This window comes from Streptomyces bambusae, assembly GCF_019400985.1.
GTDB lineage: Bacteria > Actinomycetota > Actinomycetes > Streptomycetales > Streptomycetaceae > Streptomyces > Streptomyces bambusae_A.
The window spans coordinates 1-16,473 of sequence record NZ_WTFF01000164.1; the positions used below are offsets into that span (position 1 = coordinate 1).

Here is a 16,473-nt window from a genome sequence, read left to right on the forward strand (position 1 = left end):
GGCCGCGCGAGCCGTCGGTGGGCGGGGCGGCCTGCCGGCAGGAGCCGAAGGCGACCCGCAGGGCGGGCTCCGCACCGCGGCCGGCGCGCGCGGAGCCGGCCGGGGCGGTGATGGTGCTCGGCGGGAAGCCGCTGCCGGGCAGCGGCCAGACCCGGACGCCGTCGAGCAGCACCTCGTACGCCGTGGTGGTGCCGGGGGCCAGGCCGGTCACCGGCACCAGTGCGTAGTGGTGGCCGGCTATCTGGAAGGTGCGGACGAGACCGCCCGCGCCGTCCGCGCAGCGCACCTCGGCGGTGCACGGGCGGTCGGTCTCGACCCACACCGTGGCCGAGTCCCCCCGGTCCCGGTCGACATGCCTCAGCAGCGGCCCCAGCCGCAGTCCCGCCATCGAACTCCCCCTCCTCACCATCCCCTTGGAACACGGTACGGGGTGGAGGGGGAGCGCGGCCTCCCCCTGGCGGGGGAGAGGCCGACGACGGGAGCGGCGGCGGGAGCGCGGCCGGACCGGCGGCGAGGCGGCGGCCGGGGCGGTGACGGGGCGGCGGTCGGACGGGCCGGACGGATCAGCAGCCGGTGGGCCGGCGGATCAGCAGCCGTTGAGGGTGTTCACCAGCGCGGTCTTCTCGGCCGAGTCCATGGAGAGGCCCCAGTACTGCTTCACGTGGACCCACATGCGCGCGTACGTGCAGTGGTACGCGGTGCGCGACGGCATCCACTCGGCCGGGTCGAGGTCGCCCTTGGCCTGGTTGACGTTGTCCGTGACGGCTATCAGCTGCGGACGGGTCAGGTCGTTGGCGAACTGCTGGCGCTTGGAGGTGGTCCAGGAGCTGGCGCCGGAGCGCCAGGCCTCGGAGAGCGCGACGACGTGGTCGATGTCGATGTCGGAGGCGGCGTACCAGGTGGCGCCGTCGTACGGGGAGTACCAGCTGCCGCTCACCGAGGCGCACGAGGAGTCGGTGACGACGTTCACGCCGTCGCGCTTGAGGACGGTCTCGCGGGTGTTGCAGGTGCCGGAGACGGTGCTCCAGTGCGGGAACAGGTCGCGGCTGTAGCCGCTGGAGGAACCTTCCGCCCGGGGCGTCACCGTGGCCAGGTACGCACGGGCCGCGGAGGCGCTGATGGGGGTGGGCGGGGCGGCCTGGGCGGTGGGCGCGTTGACGAGGGAGGTCAGGGCGGCGATCGCGATGGTTGACGCGAGCACGCCAAGACGACGCGCGTAGATCTTGGGCGTGGTGGAGGTGCGGGACATGAGGGGGCTCCCTGTGTGCGGGGGGTGTGGCCGTTCGACCCCGGCGGGGCCTGGCCATGCTGGCGGCGCCGGGTGTCTCGGGGATGGGCGCCAGGTGACAGCCTGGCGACATGGGCACGTCACATCAAGGCGCCGAAGTGCCTCTTTTCAAACGGAAGTTGAGATTCCGGGCAGTTTCGGGGTGCGGCGGGGCAGCTTCCGGGACCTTTGGCTCATTTCGGGTGGCGGCCGTCCTCACGTACCCTGTACGGAGCAGAAGGGGAGTAGCTCTTCGCCGGACCGTCGACATACTGCTGGGCTCTGCCCGGCCGGCGCCCGGAGCGGGACACGTGCCGTGGCCCGCCAGCGAGACCTTCGGCCGCAGTGTCCTGTTGACGAGCGCGTACGAACATGTACGAGCAAGTACGAGCGCGTACGCGCACAGGGCGCCGCCGAGCCGAAGCGACCCCTGGAACAGCTCAGGTCCCTCTCGGTGCGGTGACGTCCTGCCCGACCGATCGAGGTACCCACCCCGTGATCAGCTTCACCGTCCTGGCCGTCGCCTTCGGCGTCGTCTTCCTCGCCGAACTCCCCGACAAGACGGCCCTCGCCGGCCTCATGCTCGGCACCCGCTACCGCGCCTCCTACGTCCTCGCCGGCGTCGCCGCCGCCTTCGCCGTGCACGTCGCCCTGGCCATCGCCGCGGGCAGCGTCCTGACGCTGCTGCCGCACCGGCTGGTGCAGGCCGTGGTGGGCGTCCTCTTCCTCGCGGGCGCGGTGATGCTGCTGATGAAGAAGGACGACGAGGACGAGGCGGTCAAGGCGCCGGCCGACCAGTCCTTCTGGAAGGTGTCCGGGGCGGGCTTCATGCTGATCCTCGTCGCCGAGTTCGGCGACCTGACGCAGATCATGACCGCGAACCTCGCCGCCCGCTACGACGACCCGCTCTCGGTCGGCCTCGGCGCCGTCGTCGCCCTGTGGTCGGTCGCGGCGATCGGCATCCTGGGCGGACGCACGCTGATGAAGTACGTCCCGCTGCGGCTGATCACCAAGGTCGCGGCCGTGGTGATGGCGGCTCTGGCGGTGTTCTCGCTGTACGAGGCGGTGGCTTAGCGGGCTGCGGGGGCGGGCGCGTGGGTCGTAGCGGGCCCGGGGGTGCAGCCGGCCCAGGGCTGTAACCGCCCCGGGGTTGCAACCGGCCCGGGGGTCGCAACCGGCGCGGTGGTCGCAACGGGCCCGGGGGGCCGGGGAGTTCGCCGATGGGAGGGGTGGTTACGCTACCCCTCCCAAGATCCAAACGCAGGGGGGCGGACAGCAGTGAGCAACCAGCATCCCGGTCAGGGCTGGCCGACACCGCCGGCCGGTCCGCCGGCCGCCGACGGGTACGCGCCCGGCTACGGCACTCCGGGCGGCCCCCCGAACGCCTACCCGGCAGGCCCGGCCGCCCCGGCCGCACCTGCGTCGCACCGCACCGCGTGGATCGGCGCGGGGGCGACCCTGGCGGCAGCGGTGATCACGGTGTTCGGCGCGTACCTGCTGTCCCCGAACGGCAACGGCGGCGGCGCGAAGAACCCGCCCCAGGCCGCCACCCCGGCCGCCCCTCAGGCCCCGTCCTCCGCCCCGGCGGCGGCCCCGGCCGCCCCCGGCTCCTCCGCCTCTCCCGCCGCCTCGGCGGCGGCCACGCCGTCGCAGGAGTCCGCGGCGGGCGCGGCCGGCACCGTCCGCTGGGAGGGCGCCCTGGTGATCGCGTACGCGGAGGACAAGGACCTCGACTCCACGCCCCCCGTGCGGTCCGAGATCAACAGCGAGAACGACTTCGCCGTCTTCCAGTTCACCGGGCGGATGCTCCGGCCCGAACGCGGCGCGAAGGCGCTGGTCTGGGCCGAAGCGGGCAAGGTGCCCTCGTACGCGGACTGCGCGGGGGTCGTCGACACCCAGGGGACGGCCAAGGACTTCGCGATGAAGACCGGCATGGTCGTGTGCGGCAGGACGAACGCGGGGCGGGTCGTCAGGCTGACCGTCAAGCAGCTGGCCGGGGACGCGTCGAAGACGCAGGGCACGTTCGACGTCGTCGTGTGGAACAAGGCGACCTGAGGCCGTCAGGCGGCGGTCGGCGGCCCGCGCATACACGGCCCTTCGCGGTCCCGCGTGAACACCGGCCTTTCGGGCGGGCCCGCGCGCACCTGCCCTCGGGCGGGCCTACGCGTCCGTGCGGCGCGGAACCGCCCAGCGGCCCGCACGTCCATGCGTGGGCCGTCAGGTGGTCGGGTCCACCCGTCAGGCGGTTGGTCCGGATTGTCGGGTGGTCGGGGTCCGGCCGCCAGGAGTTCGAGGCCCGACCGGTCGGACAGCTGGAGTCCGGCCCGTCGGGTGGCCGGGGTTCGGCCCTGTCAGGCGGTCGGGGCGGCGGGGAAGTACTCGCGCAGTGTGCTGCGAAGCCGCTGGAAGGTGCGGGTGCGTTCCCGGATCAGGTCTGGTGGGCGCGGGCGACTACCTTGACGGCCTGGGCGGCGGCGCTGTCACCGGCCACCGGCCGCAGCTGGTCACGGTCGATGCGGACCATGTCGGCGAGTGCGTGCGCGTCGCCCTTGTCGCTCTTGGCTCCCGAGGAGATGTACCGCTCCTTGAACCGGGCCACCTGCCGGGGGCTGATCGCGTAGACCTGGTAGCCGGAAGCGACCAGGGCCTGAACCCACGAGCCCCGGTCGGTCTCGATACCGACGATCACCTTCGCGGGATCCGGCTCACCGCCGTGACGGGCGATGAGTTCGTGGAGCCGGGCGATGCCGGCGACTCCTTCGGGTAGCGTCGCGGCGGCCAGCTTGCGGCCGGTCTCATCCTGGACTCAACGTCGTGGTGGTCTTCGGGCCAGTCGTCACCGATCAGCAGCAACAAGCCCTCCCCAAGTCCGTTGCTGGTCATGCGTCGTAGCCTGCGGAAGGCTCGGCGCGCGGCCTGATGGATCCGGTGCTCACGCCCAGTAGGGCAGGCACGCCACCCCATCAGCGGTCTGCCCTCCCGGCCACCAGCAGGGGCACGGTCTGACAGCGAAGTCCGTGCTAGGCCGTGTGTCAAAAGTGGATCTTGGGCTGTGAATGATCACGGTTCATGGGTCGGGGAGGTATCACGGACGAGCAGTGGGCGGTGCTGGAACCGCTGTTGCCGAAGGGTGCCAGGGCGGGGCGGCCACCCGTCTGGCCTCGGCGGCAGCTGATCGACGGCATACGGTTCCGGGTCCGGACCGGAGTTCCGTGGCGGACATCCCCGTCGAGTACGGGCCGTGGAACCGGGTCTACTACCTGTTCCGCCGCTGGCAGCGGAACGGAACCTGGCAGGGGATGGTTCACCAGTCCCGGCCGGCGGTCAGCTCCTCTGCATCCGCTTCCGTGAACCCGTATGCCGACGCGACGAAGCAGAACTCGTCACAGATCCACTCCCGCGCCACCGTCTCGATCTCGCTCCCGGCCGCCACGAACTCCCTGTCCAGCAGATTGAACTCCTCCGTCGCAGCCTGGGTGAGTGCATACAAGCTCTCCAGGTCCGACAGCCGCTCGGCCTCGATGCGCTCGCACAGCCGCAGCAAGATCGCCTTCCCCTGGTCGACCACGTGATCAGGGAAGTACGAGTCGTCGTACATCTGCCGCAGGAACGCGTGTCCCGCTACCTGCTGGTTTGTGATCGGCATGGCACTTCCCTACCTCCGCGAAAAGCTGACGCGCCGATCATGCACAGCACCACTGACAACGACGCCCCCATGGACGCCAGACCTCACGCGACCAGGACTTTCACAACAGGCCCTAGGCGGTCGGGCTCGGCCGGTCGGTCGGTCGGGGCTCGGTCCGGGCAGGTGGACAGTCGCGCCCGGGCCGTCAGGGCGTCGCGTCCGGTTCGTCGGGACGCCGTGGTGCGGACCGTCAGGACGCCGAGGCGTGGATCGTCAGGGTGAGGGTGCCGGAGGGGTTTGTGGTGACCTCGACCGCTGTCAGGTCCTCGACGTGCAGGGTGGGGGAGTGGGCGGCGGCGCGCGGGCCGACGCCTATCACGCGCATCCCCGCTGCCCGGCCCGCGGCGATGCCGGCGGCCGAGTCCTCGAAGACCACGCAGTCGGCCGGGTCCATGCCCAGCTCGGCGGCGCCCTTGAGGAAGCCCTCCGGGTCCGGCTTGCTGGCTCCGACGCACTCGGCCGTCACCCGGACCCGCGGCATCGGCAGCGCGGCCGCCGTCATCCGGGCCGCGGCCAGGGCGGCGTCGGCGGAGGTGACCAGGGCGTGCGGCAGTCCGTCGAGGGCCGCCATGAACGCCGGGGCGCCCGGGACCGGGACCACGCCCTCGGTGTCCGCGGTCTCGCGGGCGAGCATCACGGCGTTGTCGGCGTGGTTCTGCTCCATCGGCCGGTCCGGCAGGAGCAGGGCCATCGTGGCGTAGCCCTGGCGGCCGTGCACCACCTTCATGGCCTCGTGCGGGTCCAGCCCGTGGCTCACCGCCCATTCGCGCCAGCAGCGCTCCACCACCGCGTCCGAGTTGACGATCGTGCCGTCCATGTCAAGGAGCAGGGCCCTGGCGGTGAGGACGGCGGGGACGGGGGCGGTGCTGGCCGGCATCGGAGGAGCTCCAGACGGGGCGGGAAAAGAGAACAAGCGGTTCCGTCCACCGGTCAGGGAGTGCGGACGGAACCACTTTGTTCCATCACTATACAAAACAGAGGGCGGTCTACGCCAATCGGCCCCCGGCGGCTGCCCGACCGCCCCCGACCGCCCTCGGTCGCCTGCGGTCGCCTGCGTCCTCAGTTCCCCCAGACGCTCAGTTCCTCCTCCAGGGCCTTGCGGGTCGCCGGGCCGTACACGCCGAACGGGTCCTCCTCGACCCCCGCGTCGTACTGGAACCTCGCCACCGCCCGCTCCGTGGAGTCGTCGTACATCCCGTCGCTCCGGCCCCGCAGGTACCCCAGCTCCTTGAGCTGCTGCTGGAGGTCCTTGACCTGCTGCCCCGAGTCGCCCCTGCGCAGCGTGGTCGCCTGCGACGGCTGGGACTGGTTCGGCGGCTTGCTGCGGCCCTGGCCGGGGGCGCTGGTCGTGGGCGCCGGCTTCGCGGCGGCGCTGGCCGACGCGGACGCCGAGCGGGAGGCGTTCGGGGAGGCCGGGCGGGAGGCCGACGGAGACGGGGTGGCCTCATCGGTGGTTGCCGACGCGGTCGGGCCCACCGGCGCCACACTGACCGCCGGGGCCGACGGCGACGGATCGGGCAGCGCGCGGTCGCTCTTCCCGGAGTCCGGGAACAGCGCCATCGCCGCAGCGGCCGCCCCGACCACCACGACCGCGCCCACTCCCGCCAGCAGCGGTACGCCGCTGCGCCTGGCCGCCCTGCGCCGCCCGCGCGGGGGCACCGGCGCCAGCTGGACCGTCTGCTCCGGCCATTCGTGCGGCGGCACGGCGGGTGTCCCGTACTCAGGTGTCCCGTACGTGGGGGTGCCCGTAGCCGGGTCGTCGGCGGCCTGGTTGCCGACCGCCGGGGTTTCCAGTGTCGGAGGGTCGTCGGCCGGTATGTCGTGCGTGAGGTCCTCGTGCGCCGGTATGCCGTGCGGCGGGTCGTCCTGTGCGGGTGTCCCGTGTTCCAGTACGCCCAGGACCGGCTGCGGCGGTGCTGACGGTTCCGTGGGGCCCGGCCAGGCGGTGGGTGCGGGCTGCGGTCCCGGCATCGTCACGTAGGGGCGGATGCGCAGCGGATCGAATCCGGTGCCCCGGGCGCACGCGCAGGGTCTCCTGGCCACGCCGCAATCTGGACAGCGCTCAGCGCTCACTGCAACCCCTCCCTGGGACACTGCCAGGCATTATGCAGACCCGCCCCGGCGCGCCCAACCCGCCCGAGAGGCCATAACCGGACACACCGCTCAGGATGGAGATGTGCGCCTGCCTGAGGAGGAGTACATGGCTCAGGAAGTGTCCGCGAGGGGCGTGGAACCCGGGTCCGGACCCCGCGCCGAGCACGCCTCCCGCGAGGCGCTCGTCTCGATCGGCGCCCTGCTGCTCGGCCTGCTGATCGCCGCGCTCGACCAGACCATCGTCTCCACCGCCCTGCCGACGATCGTCAGCGACCTCGGCGGCATGGAGCACCTGTCCTGGGTCGTCACCGCCTACATGCTCGCCTCGACCGCCGCCACGCCCCTGTGGGGCAAGCTCGGCGACCAGTACGGCCGCAAGAAGCTCTTCCAGGCCGCCATCGTCCTCTTCCTCGTGGGCTCCGCACTGTGCGGACTGGCCCAGGACATGCCCCAGCTCATCGGCTACCGCGCCCTGCAGGGGCTGGGCGGCGGCGGGCTGATCGTGCTGTCCATGGCGATCGTCGGCGACATCGTCCCGCCGCGCGAGCGCGGCCGGTACCAGGGACTCTTCGGTGCCGTCTTCGGTGCCACCAGCGTGCTCGGCCCGCTGCTGGGCGGCCTGTTCGTGGACCACCTGTCATGGCGGTGGGTCTTCTACATCAACCTCCCCATCGGTCTCGTCGCCCTCGCGGTCATCGCCGCGGTCCTGCACATCCCCGTCCGCTCCTCCCGGCATACCATCGACTACCTCGGCACCTTCCTGATCGCCGCCGTCGCCACCTGCCTCGTGCTCGTCGCCTCCCTCGGCGGCAGCTGGGGCTGGAGCTCGGCCCGCATCGTCGGCCTGGCCGTCCTCGGCGCGGTGCTGCTCGTGGCCTTCCTGTTCGTCGAGCGGCGGGCCGCCGAGCCCGTGCTGCCCCTGAAGCTGTTCCGCATCCGCACCTTCACCCTCTGCTCCGTGATCAGCTTCATCGTCGGCTTCGCGATGTTCGGCGCGATGGTCTATCTGCCCACGTTCCTCCAGGTCGTCCAAGGCGTCTCGCCCACGATGTCCGGCGTCCACATGCTGCCGATGGTGCTCGGCATGCTCCTCTCCTCCACCCTCTCCGGGCAGCTCGTCAGCCGCACCGGACGGTGGAAGGTCTTCCCCGTCGCCGGCACCGGGGTCACCGCCCTCGGCCTGCTGCTCCTGCACCAGCTGCACCGCACCACCTCCACCTGGGAGATGAGCGTCTACTTCTTCGTCTTCGGCGCCGGCCTGGGCCTGGTCATGCAGGTCCTGGTGCTGGTGGTGCAGAACGCCGTCAGCTACGCCGACCTCGGCGTCGCCACCTCCGGCGCCACCTTCTTCCGCTCCATCGGCGCCTCCTTCGGCGTGGCCGTCTTCGGCACCGTCTTCACCAACCGGCTCGACGACAAGCTCACCTCCGCCCTGGCCGGAGTCCCGCTGCCGCCGGGTGCCGACATCGCCCAGCTGGAGGCCGACCCCCGGGCCGTCGCCGCACTGCCCCCTCCCCTGCAGCCCACCGTGCTCGACGCCTACGCGGTGTCCATCACCGACGTCTTCCTCTACGCCGTGCCCGTCGTCCTCCTCGCCTTCGTGATCGCCTGGTTCCTCAAGGAGGACAGGCTGCGCGGCTCGGTGACCGCTCCCGACGTGAGCGAGACCCTCGCTTCCAACCCCGTCGAGCGCTCCTCCCGCGAGGAGGTCGCCCGCGCCCTGTCCGTGCTGGGCACCCGCGAGGGGCGCCGGCACGTCTACGAGAAGATCACCGAGAAGGCCGGGTACGACCTGCTGCCCGCCAGCAGCTGGGTGCTGCTGCGCATCCGGAAGTACGGCTCGGTCGAGCCGGCCCTGCTCGCCGAGCGCACCGCCGTCCCACTGAGGGTGGTGACCGACGCGGCCCGCCAGGTCGAGGAGCGCGGGCTCGCCCGCCGGGACGGGCTGACGCTGGTCCTCACCGAGAAGGGCCGTGGCGCGGCGGACCGGCTGGCCGCTGCCCGCCGGGAGTCGCTCGCCGAGCTCCTCGGCGACTGGTGGGGCCCCGACCGCCCGACCGACCTGGTCAAGCTGGTCGAGGAGATCAACAGCGAACTGTGCGGGTCCGACCGCGAGGAGCCGTACGACACCCTGCCCCGCCGCGACCACGCGGCACATTGACCCCCGGGACGTGGACCTCCCAGGACGTGGACCTCCCGGACGTGGCCCCCCTGGACGTGGCCCCCCCGGACGTGGACCGAGCGGAGCCGGACCCAGCGGAGCCGGACCGAGTCGGCCGGCCCGGACCCAGCCGGCCCGGACCCAGCCGGCCCGGACCGGGCCGGCCCTCCGTCCGGGCCGCGGCGGGACGGTCAGGTCAGGGGCTTCTCGAACCAGTGCTGGGCGTACGGACCGGAGTTGTACGCCGGTATCTCCGCGTACCCGTGCTTCGCGTACAGGCCGCGTGCCTCCACCAGGTCGGTCCGGGTGTCCAGGCGTATGCGCCGTGCGCCGAGGGCCCGGGCCGCGTCCTCCAGCGCGGCCAGCAGCGCCGCGCCGCCGCCGGTGCCCCGCATCCGCGGGTCGACGTAGATCCGGGTCAGCTCGGCCGTGTCCGCGTCCAGCAGCCGTATGCCGCCGCAGGCCGCGGGCACGCCGCCCCGGCGGCCGACGACGAACTCGCCCGTGGGCCGGGCCAGCTCCGTGCCCGGGTCCTGCGCCAGACCCTCGTCGATCTCGGCCCCGGTGGCGGGCCGCTGCCAGTACCGCCCGGCGACCTCCGCGTAGTACGCGCGGCGCAGGGCCGTGGCGTCGGCCGTGTGCAGGGGCTCGGGGGTCACCGACCACACCGCCGCGGCGGGGGTCTGCTCTGCGGTCTTCGTCGCCATGGTCTTCGTCCCGTTCGTCTTCGTTCCGCTGGTCGTGGTCCCGCTGGTCGTGGTCACGATGGTCTTCGTCTCGTTCATGGCGCCAGTCTGGGCCGCCACCGCCCCGCCCCGCGTGGAATATCCACAGCGGCGGGCCGATGATAGGAAAAGGTTCGAATCGACCGCGTGAAGGGTGTGATACCGCCATGTCGGAGCATGCGGACAGTGCCCTCGTCCGCCGCGGCTACGAAGCCTTCGGCAAGGGCGACATGGAGACGCTGGCTTCCTTGATGACGGCCGACGTCATCCACCACGTCCCCGGGAACAACCAGTTCTCCGGGCACCACAAGGGCCGGGAGAACGTCCTCGACCTCTACCGCCGCTGGGGCGAGGCCACCCACGGCACGATGAAGGTGGACCTGCACTCGGTGTTCGTGGACGGCCGCGGCCATGCCATCGCGGTCCACACGACGCGCGCCGACCGGGGCGACCGCGGGATCGAGATCGGCGGCGGCCTCTTCTTCACCATCGTCGGCGGGAAGATCACCGACATCGACGAGTGCAGCGCGGACATGGACGAGGAGGACGCCTTCTGGGGCTGACCCCGGTTCCGGGGCCGACCCCGGCCCGGGCGCCCTCCGCGGCCCGCTGACCCCGGCCCGGGCGCCCTCCGCGGCCCGCTGACCCGGGGCCGTACGCCGTACCGCCGTAACGATATGGCACGGCGCGCAGCCCCCCCGCGGCCGCTCAGTCCTGCTTCGGACCCGCCTGCTGGACCACCTCGAACGACCACAGCGTCGACGCCGACGCGGCCGGCTTCGGGCGTTCGCCGCCCTCGGCAGCGCCCGGTCCGCCCGGTCCGCCCTGGCCGCCGCCCTGCGGACCCTGGTGAGCCGCCTTCATCGGGCCCTCCATCCACGCCTGGAAGGCCGCCTCGTCGCGCCACCGCGTGTACACGAGGTACTGGTCGGTGCCCTCCAGCGGGCGCAGCAGCTCGAACCACTCGAAGCCGTCCGAGCCCTCCACAGCACCCGCCCGCGACGCGAACCGCCGCTCCAGGACCTCGCGCTGCTCGGCCGGCACGGTCAGTGCGTTGATCTTCACGATGCTCATGCTCGCCATCCTAGGGACCTCATGGGGGATATCGTCTCCCGGGTAACAGCGGTAACAGCACGTGGCAGCCGGGCGAAGTCGGGGTTGCGGACGGTAGGTCGACACGGCGGGAGGCCGACGAGGAGTGGCGAACGCGGCGGAGCACAGCGGTGGGCACGGACATGCCGGTGTCATAGGCGGTGCTGTCATGGGCGGTGCTGCGGAGGGCAGGCTCGCGGCCGTGCGCCTGCTGCTGTGGGCGCTCGTCGGCGCCCTGGCCGCCAGACAGGTCGCCGCCGCGCTGCGCGTACCGCCCCCCGGCGAATGGCTCGGCGGACTGCACCTGCCCGGTCTGACCGGCTCGCTCTACGACGGCGGCCGGTTCGGCGGAACGCCCTTCGCCGGCCTGGTGATCAAGCCGCTGAGCGGCTTCGCCGACCAGCCGCTGGAGATCGTCTGGACCAGCCTCACCCTGCTGTTCACCGCCGCCGTGGGGCTGGTCGCCGCCCGCGCCCTGCCCGACCCCGTACCGCGTCGCACCGCGCTGCTCGCCGCGCCCGTCCTGGTCGCGCTGCTGACGGCCTCCATCCCGGTCCGCGAGGCCGCCGCCCCCGGCCGGACCGCCGTCCTGCCCGTGCTCCTGGTGCTCCTCGCCGTCTTCCGCGTGCCCGGCGAGCGCCCCGCCGGCTTCCTCGCCGGCCTCGCCGCCGCCCTCCAGCCCGCCCTGCTGCTCTTCACCGCCCTGCTGTGGCTGACGGGCCGCCGCGCCGGCGCCCGGACCGCGGCCGGCTCCTTCGCCGGAGCCACCGTGCTCGCCTGGGCGGCGCTGCCGCGCGACTCCTGGACGTACTGGGTGGACCACCTGGCCGGCACCGGCCTCGGCGGCGACCCCGAGGGCCTCGCCAACCAGTCGCTGCACGGGGCCCTGCTGCGCCTGGGCCTGTCGGGCCCGGGCGAGATCGCCCTCTACGCCGTCCTCGCCGCGGCCGTCGCGTACGTCGGCCTGCGCCGCGCGGCCCGCTACGCCGCCGACGGCCAGCTGCTGCTCGCCGTGGCCGTCACCGGCTGCGTGGCCGTGGCCGTCGCGCCCACGGGCTGGCGCCACCAGCTGCTGTGGGTGCTCCTCGCGGTGGCCGGCCGGACCGGCCGGCGCGCGGCCGACCGGCGGGTCTGGCCGGTGGCCGTCGTGCTGGCGATGACCCTGCCCAGCGACGTGCTGCTGCCCAACCTGGCCGTGCTGGCGCCCGTACGCGACAACGTGCCGCTGCTCGCCGCCCTCGCCACCGCCTGCGCCGTGCCCTTCCTGACGCGCACCTCGCCGTTCTGGCGCGAGCCCGTCCCCACCGCGTACGGGCGGCCCGTGGCCTCCCGCTGGTCGCGCGTCCCGCTGCTGCCGTTCTGGAAGCGGGTGCTGAGCCGGCCGAACCTGCTGCTGGAACTGCTGCTGATACGGGTCGGCTACTCCCTCTACTCCCACATCCGTGCCGCCGCGCCGAACAGCCGCTCGGTGGCCGAGGACAACGGCGCGCAGATCCACTCCCTGGAACGGATGCTCGGCATCGACATCGAGCACGCCGTGAACCTGGCCGTCGTCAAGACCGGCTGGCTGGAGGGGTTCTTCAACTTCTACTACACGTCGTTCCACTTCGTCGTCCCGCTGGGCATCCTGGCGGTCCTGTACTGGCGCCGCCCGGGCGACTACCGCTGGGCCCGCGCCTCCCTGGGCCTGGCGACCGTGCTCGCGCTCATAGGGTTCTGGCTCTACCCGCTGGCGCCCCCGCGCCTCATGCCCGGCCTCGGCTTCATCGACACCGTCCACGGGCCGCAGGACCTGGCCAATCCGCAGTACGGGGCGATGACCGCGATCTCCAACCAGTACGCGGCGATGCCCTCGCTCCACTTCGGCTGGTCGCTGTGGTGCGGCATCGTGATCGTCGTCCTGGCGCCGAAGGCCTGGCAGAAGCTGCTCGGGGTGCTGCACCCGCTGATCACGGTGTGCGCGATCGTCGCGACCGCCAACCACTGGGTGCTCGACGCGGTCGGCGGCGCGGTCGTCGTCGGCGCCGGCTTCGCCCTCGTGCACGTCCTGTCGGGCCCCCGGCGCACCCGGCCCGCACCGCAGACGGAAGCCGCGGCCGATACGGAAGCCGCGGCCGACGGGGTGGCGCTGCCCAGGCCCAGGGTCCCGGAAGCGGCCGGGCGGAGGCGACTGAGCCGGGCAGGGGTGCCGGAGCGCACAGAGCCGCTCCGACACCCCTGTCCTGCGATGGATCGCCGCGTCCTGTCAGGATCCGCCCGCAGCGCCCGTTGCGCCACTCGGGCGATCACGGGTGATCACAGGCGATCACTGGCCCCGACACTCGGGCGATCACCAGCGATCACGGCCGATCGCGGGCGATCACGCGCTCCGACACTCGGGCGATCGCGGGTGATCACCCGAGATCGCCCGGGCATGGCGTACGTCGGCCGCTGCCGCCCCGCGGACGGCAGGGGCGGGGCGTGGGAGGTGGGGCCCCTGCCGTCCCGGGCTCGCCGGGTCAGCCGAGGCCGACCTGGAGCTCCTTGATGCCGTTGAGCCAGGCCGCACGCAGCCGGCGTGGGCCCTCGCCCGCCAGCCGCAGGTTCGGCAGGGTGTCGGCGAGGGCGTTGAAGATCAGGTCGATCTCCAGCACGGCCAGCGACTTGCCGAGGCAGAAGTGCGGGCCGCCGCCCCCGAAGCCCAGGTGGGGGTTGGGGTCCCGGGTGATGTCGAAGACCTCGGGGTTCTCGAACACCTCCGGGTCGTGGTTGGCGGAGGAGTAGAACATCCCGACCCGGTCGCCCGCCCGGATCTTCTGGCCGCCGAGCTCGGTGTCCTGGGTGGCGGTGCGCTGGAAGGAGACCACCGGCGTGGCCCAGCGGACGATCTCCTCGGCCGCGGTGGACGGCCGCTCGCGCTTGTACAGCTCCCACTGGTCGGGGTGGGTGAGGAAGGCGTGCATGCCGTGGCTGATGGCGTTGCGGGTGGTCTCGTTGCCCGCGACGGCCAGGACCAGGACGAAGAAGCCGAACTCGTCCGAGCTGAGGTTGCCCTGTCCCTCGGCGGCGACGAGCTGGGTGACGATGTCCTTGGCCGGGCACTGCTTGCGGTCGGCCGACATGTTCATCGCGTAGGCGATGAGGTCCATGGCCGACCGGGCGCCGACCTCCTCGGTGATCGCGTACTCGGGGTCGTCGTACGCGATCATCCTGTTCGACCAGTCGAAGAGCTTGGACCGGTCCTCCTGAGGGACGCCGATGAGCTCGGCGATGGCCTGGAGCGGCAGCTCGCACGCGATCTTGGTGACGAAGTCGAAGCTGCCGTCGCCCGCGCCGGCCTTGGCCTCCGCCACGATCCGCCGCGCCCGCTCGCGCAGGGTGTCCTCCAGGGCGCGGATCGAGCGCGGGGTGAAGCCGCGCTGGACGATCTGGCGGACCCGGGTGTGCTCCGGCGGGTCCATGTTCAGCATGATCAGGCGCTGGGCATCTATCTGCTCGCGCTGGATGTGCTCGTTGAAGCGGATGATCGCGGTGTTGGTGGTCGAGGAGAAGAGCTCCGGGTGCGTGGAGACGTACTTGACGTCCGCGTGCCGCGTGACGGCCCAGTAGCCCTCGTCGTCGAAGCCGGTGATGCCGCGCGGCTGCGCGCACCACCACACCGGAGCGGTCTGCCGCAGCAGGGCGAACTCGGGGAAGGGCACACGGGCCTGCAGGAGGTCGGGGTCCGTGGCGTCGAAGCCTTCGGGCAGCGCGGGGCAGGGCATCGGCAACTCCCAGGTCTGACGGCCCATCAGAATCTGGCTCGAAGGTAGTAACGAGTTCTAGAAGTGACAAGGGTCGGCGCGGCATCTGTTGCGTGTGGAATCCGTGCAGGCCGCGTGCAAGACCCTTGTGCCGCGGGGCGGGAGGTCGTAAGACTGCGGGGAGAACTAGAACGCGTACTAGTTCGGGTGGGGCGCCGGGACGGCCCGCCCGCGTTGGAGAGGACGAGCTCATGGCCGCGGAACCCGTCATCGTCGAAGCCGTACGCACCCCCATCGGCAAGCGCGGCGGCGCGCTCGCCAACCTCCATCCCGCCTACCTCCTGGGCGAGACGTACCGCGAGCTCCTCGCCCGGACCGGAATCCGGCCCGACTGCGTCGAGCAGATCGTCGGCGGCACGGTCACCCACGCCGGCGAGCAGTCGATGAACCCGGCCCGCAACGCCTGGCTCGCCATGGGCCTGCCGTACGAGACCGCGGCCACCACCGTCGACTGCCAGTGCGGCTCCTCCCAGCAGGCCAACCACATGGTGGCCAACATGATCTCCGGCGGGGTCATGGACATCGGCATCGCGTGCGGCGTCGAGGCGATGAGCCGGGTCCCGCTCGGCTCCGGCTCCAAGCACGGGCCGGGCAAGCCCTTCCCGGACGAGTGGAACGTCGACCTCCCCAACCAGTTCGAGGCCGCCGAGCGCATCGCCCGCCACCGCGGCCTGACCCGCGAGGACGTCGACCGGCTCGGCCTGCTCTCCCAGGAGCGGGCGGCCGTCGCCTGGGCGGAGGAGCGCTTCAAGCGCGAGACCTTCGCCGTGCAGGTGCCCACCACCGAGGAGGAGCAGGCGGCCGGCCAGGGCATGTGGCGGCTGGTCGACCGGGACGAGGGTCTGCGGGACACGAGCATGGAGGCGCTGGCCCGGCTGAAGCCGGTCATGCCCACCGCCGTCCACACCGCCGGCAACGCCTCGCAGATCTCCGACGGCGCCGCGGCCGTGATGTGGGCCTCGCGCAAGATGGCCCGCGCGCTCAAGCTCAGGCCGCGGGCCCGGATCGTCGCCCAGACCCTGGTCGGCGCCGACCCGCACTACCACCTCGACGGGCCGATCGACGCGACGCGGGCGGTGCTGGGCAAGGCCGGCATGTCGCTGAAGGACATCGACCTGGTGGAGATCAACGAGGCCTTCGCCTCCGTCGTGCTCAGCTGGGCCAAGGTCTTCGACCAGGACCTGGAGAAGGTCAACGTCAACGGCGGGGGCATCGCCCTCGGCCACCCGGTCGGCGCCACCGGGGCCCGCCTGATCACCACCGCCCTGCACGAGCTGGAGCGTCGCGACCGGGAATTCGCCCTGATCACGATGTGTGCGGGCGGGGCGCAGGCGACGGGCACGATCATCCAGCGGCTCTGAGCCGGATCCGGCGCCGGAGCCGGAGCCGGAGCCGGAGATCTGGATCCGGCTCCGGAGACGGAGTCGAGCCGCCGTACGGACCCTGTGGGATGGGGAAGCAGAACGCCCCGGTGGGCCGGACCTGGGGAGGCCGGCCCACCGGGGCGTTCGTCTGCGTTCTGCTGCGCTACTGGCGGCTTAGTACCAGTGGTTGGCCTGCCAGAAGTTCCAGGCGCCGACCGGGGAGCCGTAGCGCTCGTTCATGTAGTCCAGGCCCCACTTGATCTGGGTGGCCGGGTTGGTCTTCCAGTCCGAGCCCGCCGTGGA

The 16,473-nt window shown here is 72.4% G+C and carries 13 protein-coding genes and 4 pseudogenes; 7 read left to right on the forward strand and 10 right to left on the reverse strand.

Going from position 1 to position 16,473, the window contains the following annotated elements:
* A partial coding sequence (locus GPJ59_RS21735) for a DUF7800 domain-containing protein (RefSeq protein WP_445271885.1) occupies positions 1-388 on the reverse strand: 388 nt, incomplete at its 3' end.
* 198 nt (positions 389-586) lie between these two features.
* Positions 587-1,249, reverse strand: a complete 663-nt coding sequence (locus GPJ59_RS21740; RefSeq protein ID WP_219668907.1) for an HNH endonuclease family protein — start codon at positions 1,247-1,249, stop codon at positions 587-589.
* A gap of 513 nt (positions 1,250-1,762) precedes the next feature.
* On the opposite strand from GPJ59_RS21740, the gene GPJ59_RS21745 reads away from it, so the two are divergent.
* Both GPJ59_RS21745 and GPJ59_RS21750 read left to right on the forward strand, forming a co-directional pair.
* Positions 1,763-2,341: a TMEM165/GDT1 family protein gene (locus GPJ59_RS21745; protein ID WP_219668908.1), complete on the forward strand. Its 579-nt coding sequence runs from the start codon at positions 1,763-1,765 to the stop codon at positions 2,339-2,341.
* A 204-nt stretch (positions 2,342-2,545) separates the two neighbouring features.
* Complete coding sequence (locus tag GPJ59_RS21750; RefSeq protein WP_219668909.1) at positions 2,546-3,322, forward strand: hypothetical protein; 777 nt, start codon at positions 2,546-2,548, stop codon at positions 3,320-3,322.
* A 308-nt stretch (positions 3,323-3,630) separates the two neighbouring features.
* On the opposite strand, the pseudogene GPJ59_RS21755 reads toward GPJ59_RS21750, so the two are convergent.
* Positions 3,631-4,120: pseudogene (locus GPJ59_RS21755) on the reverse strand (IS110 family transposase); the annotation flags it as partial.
* Positions 4,121-4,336: 216 nt separating this feature from the next.
* On the opposite strand from GPJ59_RS21755, the pseudogene GPJ59_RS21760 reads away from it, so the two are divergent.
* A pseudogene (locus GPJ59_RS21760) lies at positions 4,337-4,564 on the forward strand (transposase); the annotation flags it as partial.
* Positions 4,565-4,571: 7 nt separating this feature from the next.
* Here GPJ59_RS21760 and GPJ59_RS21765 read toward each other — a convergent pair.
* The 3 genes from GPJ59_RS21765 to GPJ59_RS38600 all read right to left on the reverse strand — a co-directional run bounded on the left by GPJ59_RS21765 (position 4,572) and on the right by GPJ59_RS38600 (position 6,995).
* Positions 4,572-4,913, reverse strand: a complete 342-nt coding sequence (locus GPJ59_RS21765) for a DUF5713 family protein (protein ID WP_219668910.1) — start codon at positions 4,911-4,913, stop codon at positions 4,572-4,574.
* 229 nt (positions 4,914-5,142) lie between these two features.
* Entirely contained in the window at positions 5,143-5,829 is a 687-nt protein-coding gene (locus tag GPJ59_RS21770; RefSeq protein ID WP_219668911.1) for an HAD-IA family hydrolase, read from the reverse strand.
* Positions 5,830-6,011: 182 nt separating this feature from the next.
* Complete coding sequence (locus GPJ59_RS38600; protein ID WP_219668912.1) at positions 6,012-6,995, reverse strand: peptidoglycan-binding domain-containing protein; 984 nt, start codon at positions 6,993-6,995, stop codon at positions 6,012-6,014.
* Between the two features lie 157 nt (positions 6,996-7,152).
* On the opposite strand from GPJ59_RS38600, the gene GPJ59_RS21780 reads away from it, so the two are divergent.
* Positions 7,153-9,207, forward strand: coding sequence for an MDR family MFS transporter (locus GPJ59_RS21780; RefSeq protein ID WP_219668913.1), 2,055 nt, complete (start codon positions 7,153-7,155; stop codon positions 9,205-9,207).
* 191 nt (positions 9,208-9,398) lie between these two features.
* Here GPJ59_RS21780 and GPJ59_RS21785 read toward each other — a convergent pair whose 3' ends face one another.
* Positions 9,399-9,914 carry a GNAT family N-acetyltransferase gene (locus GPJ59_RS21785; RefSeq protein ID WP_219668918.1) on the reverse strand — a complete coding sequence of 172 codons (516 nt, stop codon included), beginning with the start codon at positions 9,912-9,914 and terminating at the stop codon, positions 9,399-9,401.
* Between the two features lie 185 nt (positions 9,915-10,099).
* Between GPJ59_RS21785 and GPJ59_RS21790 the strand changes: the two genes are divergently transcribed.
* Positions 10,100-10,495, forward strand: a complete 396-nt coding sequence (locus tag GPJ59_RS21790) for a nuclear transport factor 2 family protein (RefSeq protein ID WP_219668914.1) — start codon at positions 10,100-10,102, stop codon at positions 10,493-10,495.
* 145 nt (positions 10,496-10,640) lie between these two features.
* Here GPJ59_RS21790 and GPJ59_RS21795 read toward each other — a convergent pair whose 3' ends face one another.
* A complete protein-coding gene (locus GPJ59_RS21795; protein ID WP_219668915.1) occupies positions 10,641-11,006 on the reverse strand; it encodes an antibiotic biosynthesis monooxygenase family protein in 366 nt (121 codons plus the stop codon).
* Between the two features lie 229 nt (positions 11,007-11,235).
* Between GPJ59_RS21795 and GPJ59_RS21800 the strand changes: the two are divergent.
* Positions 11,236-13,191: pseudogene (locus GPJ59_RS21800) on the forward strand (bifunctional glycosyltransferase 87/phosphatase PAP2 family protein); the annotation flags it as partial.
* Between the two features lie 331 nt (positions 13,192-13,522).
* Here the strand turns inward: GPJ59_RS21800 and GPJ59_RS21805 are convergent.
* Positions 13,523-14,767, reverse strand: coding sequence for a cytochrome P450 (locus GPJ59_RS21805; RefSeq protein ID WP_219668919.1), 1,245 nt, complete (start codon positions 14,765-14,767; stop codon positions 13,523-13,525).
* A 230-nt stretch (positions 14,768-14,997) separates the two neighbouring features.
* On the opposite strand from GPJ59_RS21805, the gene GPJ59_RS21810 reads away from it, so the two are divergent.
* On the forward strand, positions 14,998-16,167 hold the full coding sequence (locus tag GPJ59_RS21810) for a steroid 3-ketoacyl-CoA thiolase (RefSeq protein WP_219668916.1): 1,170 nt from the start codon (positions 14,998-15,000) through the stop codon (positions 16,165-16,167).
* Between the two features lie 177 nt (positions 16,168-16,344).
* Here GPJ59_RS21810 and GPJ59_RS38605 read toward each other — a convergent pair.
* Positions 16,345-16,473 (reverse strand): annotated as a pseudogene (locus GPJ59_RS38605) (lytic transglycosylase domain-containing protein); the annotation flags it as partial.

Coding starts and splice junctions, on each gene's coding strand:
- GPJ59_RS21740 (WP_219668907.1), bottom strand. CDS start 1,249: ATGTCCCGCACCTCCACCACGCCCAAGATCTACGCGCGTCGTCTTGGC.
- GPJ59_RS21765 (WP_219668910.1), bottom strand. CDS start 4,913: ATGCCGATCACAAACCAGCAGGTAGCGGGACACGCGTTCCTGCGGCAG.
- GPJ59_RS21770 (WP_219668911.1), bottom strand. CDS start 5,829: ATGCCGGCCAGCACCGCCCCCGTCCCCGCCGTCCTCACCGCCAGGGCC.
- GPJ59_RS21780 (WP_219668913.1), top strand. CDS start 7,153: ATGGCTCAGGAAGTGTCCGCGAGGGGCGTGGAACCCGGGTCCGGACCC.
- GPJ59_RS21785 (WP_219668918.1), bottom strand. CDS start 9,914: ATGGCGACGAAGACCGCAGAGCAGACCCCCGCCGCGGCGGTGTGGTCG.
- GPJ59_RS21790 (WP_219668914.1), top strand. CDS start 10,100: ATGTCGGAGCATGCGGACAGTGCCCTCGTCCGCCGCGGCTACGAAGCC.
- GPJ59_RS21795 (WP_219668915.1), bottom strand. CDS start 11,006: ATGAGCATCGTGAAGATCAACGCACTGACCGTGCCGGCCGAGCAGCGC.
- GPJ59_RS21805 (WP_219668919.1), bottom strand. CDS start 14,767: ATGCCCTGCCCCGCGCTGCCCGAAGGCTTCGACGCCACGGACCCCGAC.
- GPJ59_RS21810 (WP_219668916.1), top strand. CDS start 14,998: ATGGCCGCGGAACCCGTCATCGTCGAAGCCGTACGCACCCCCATCGGC.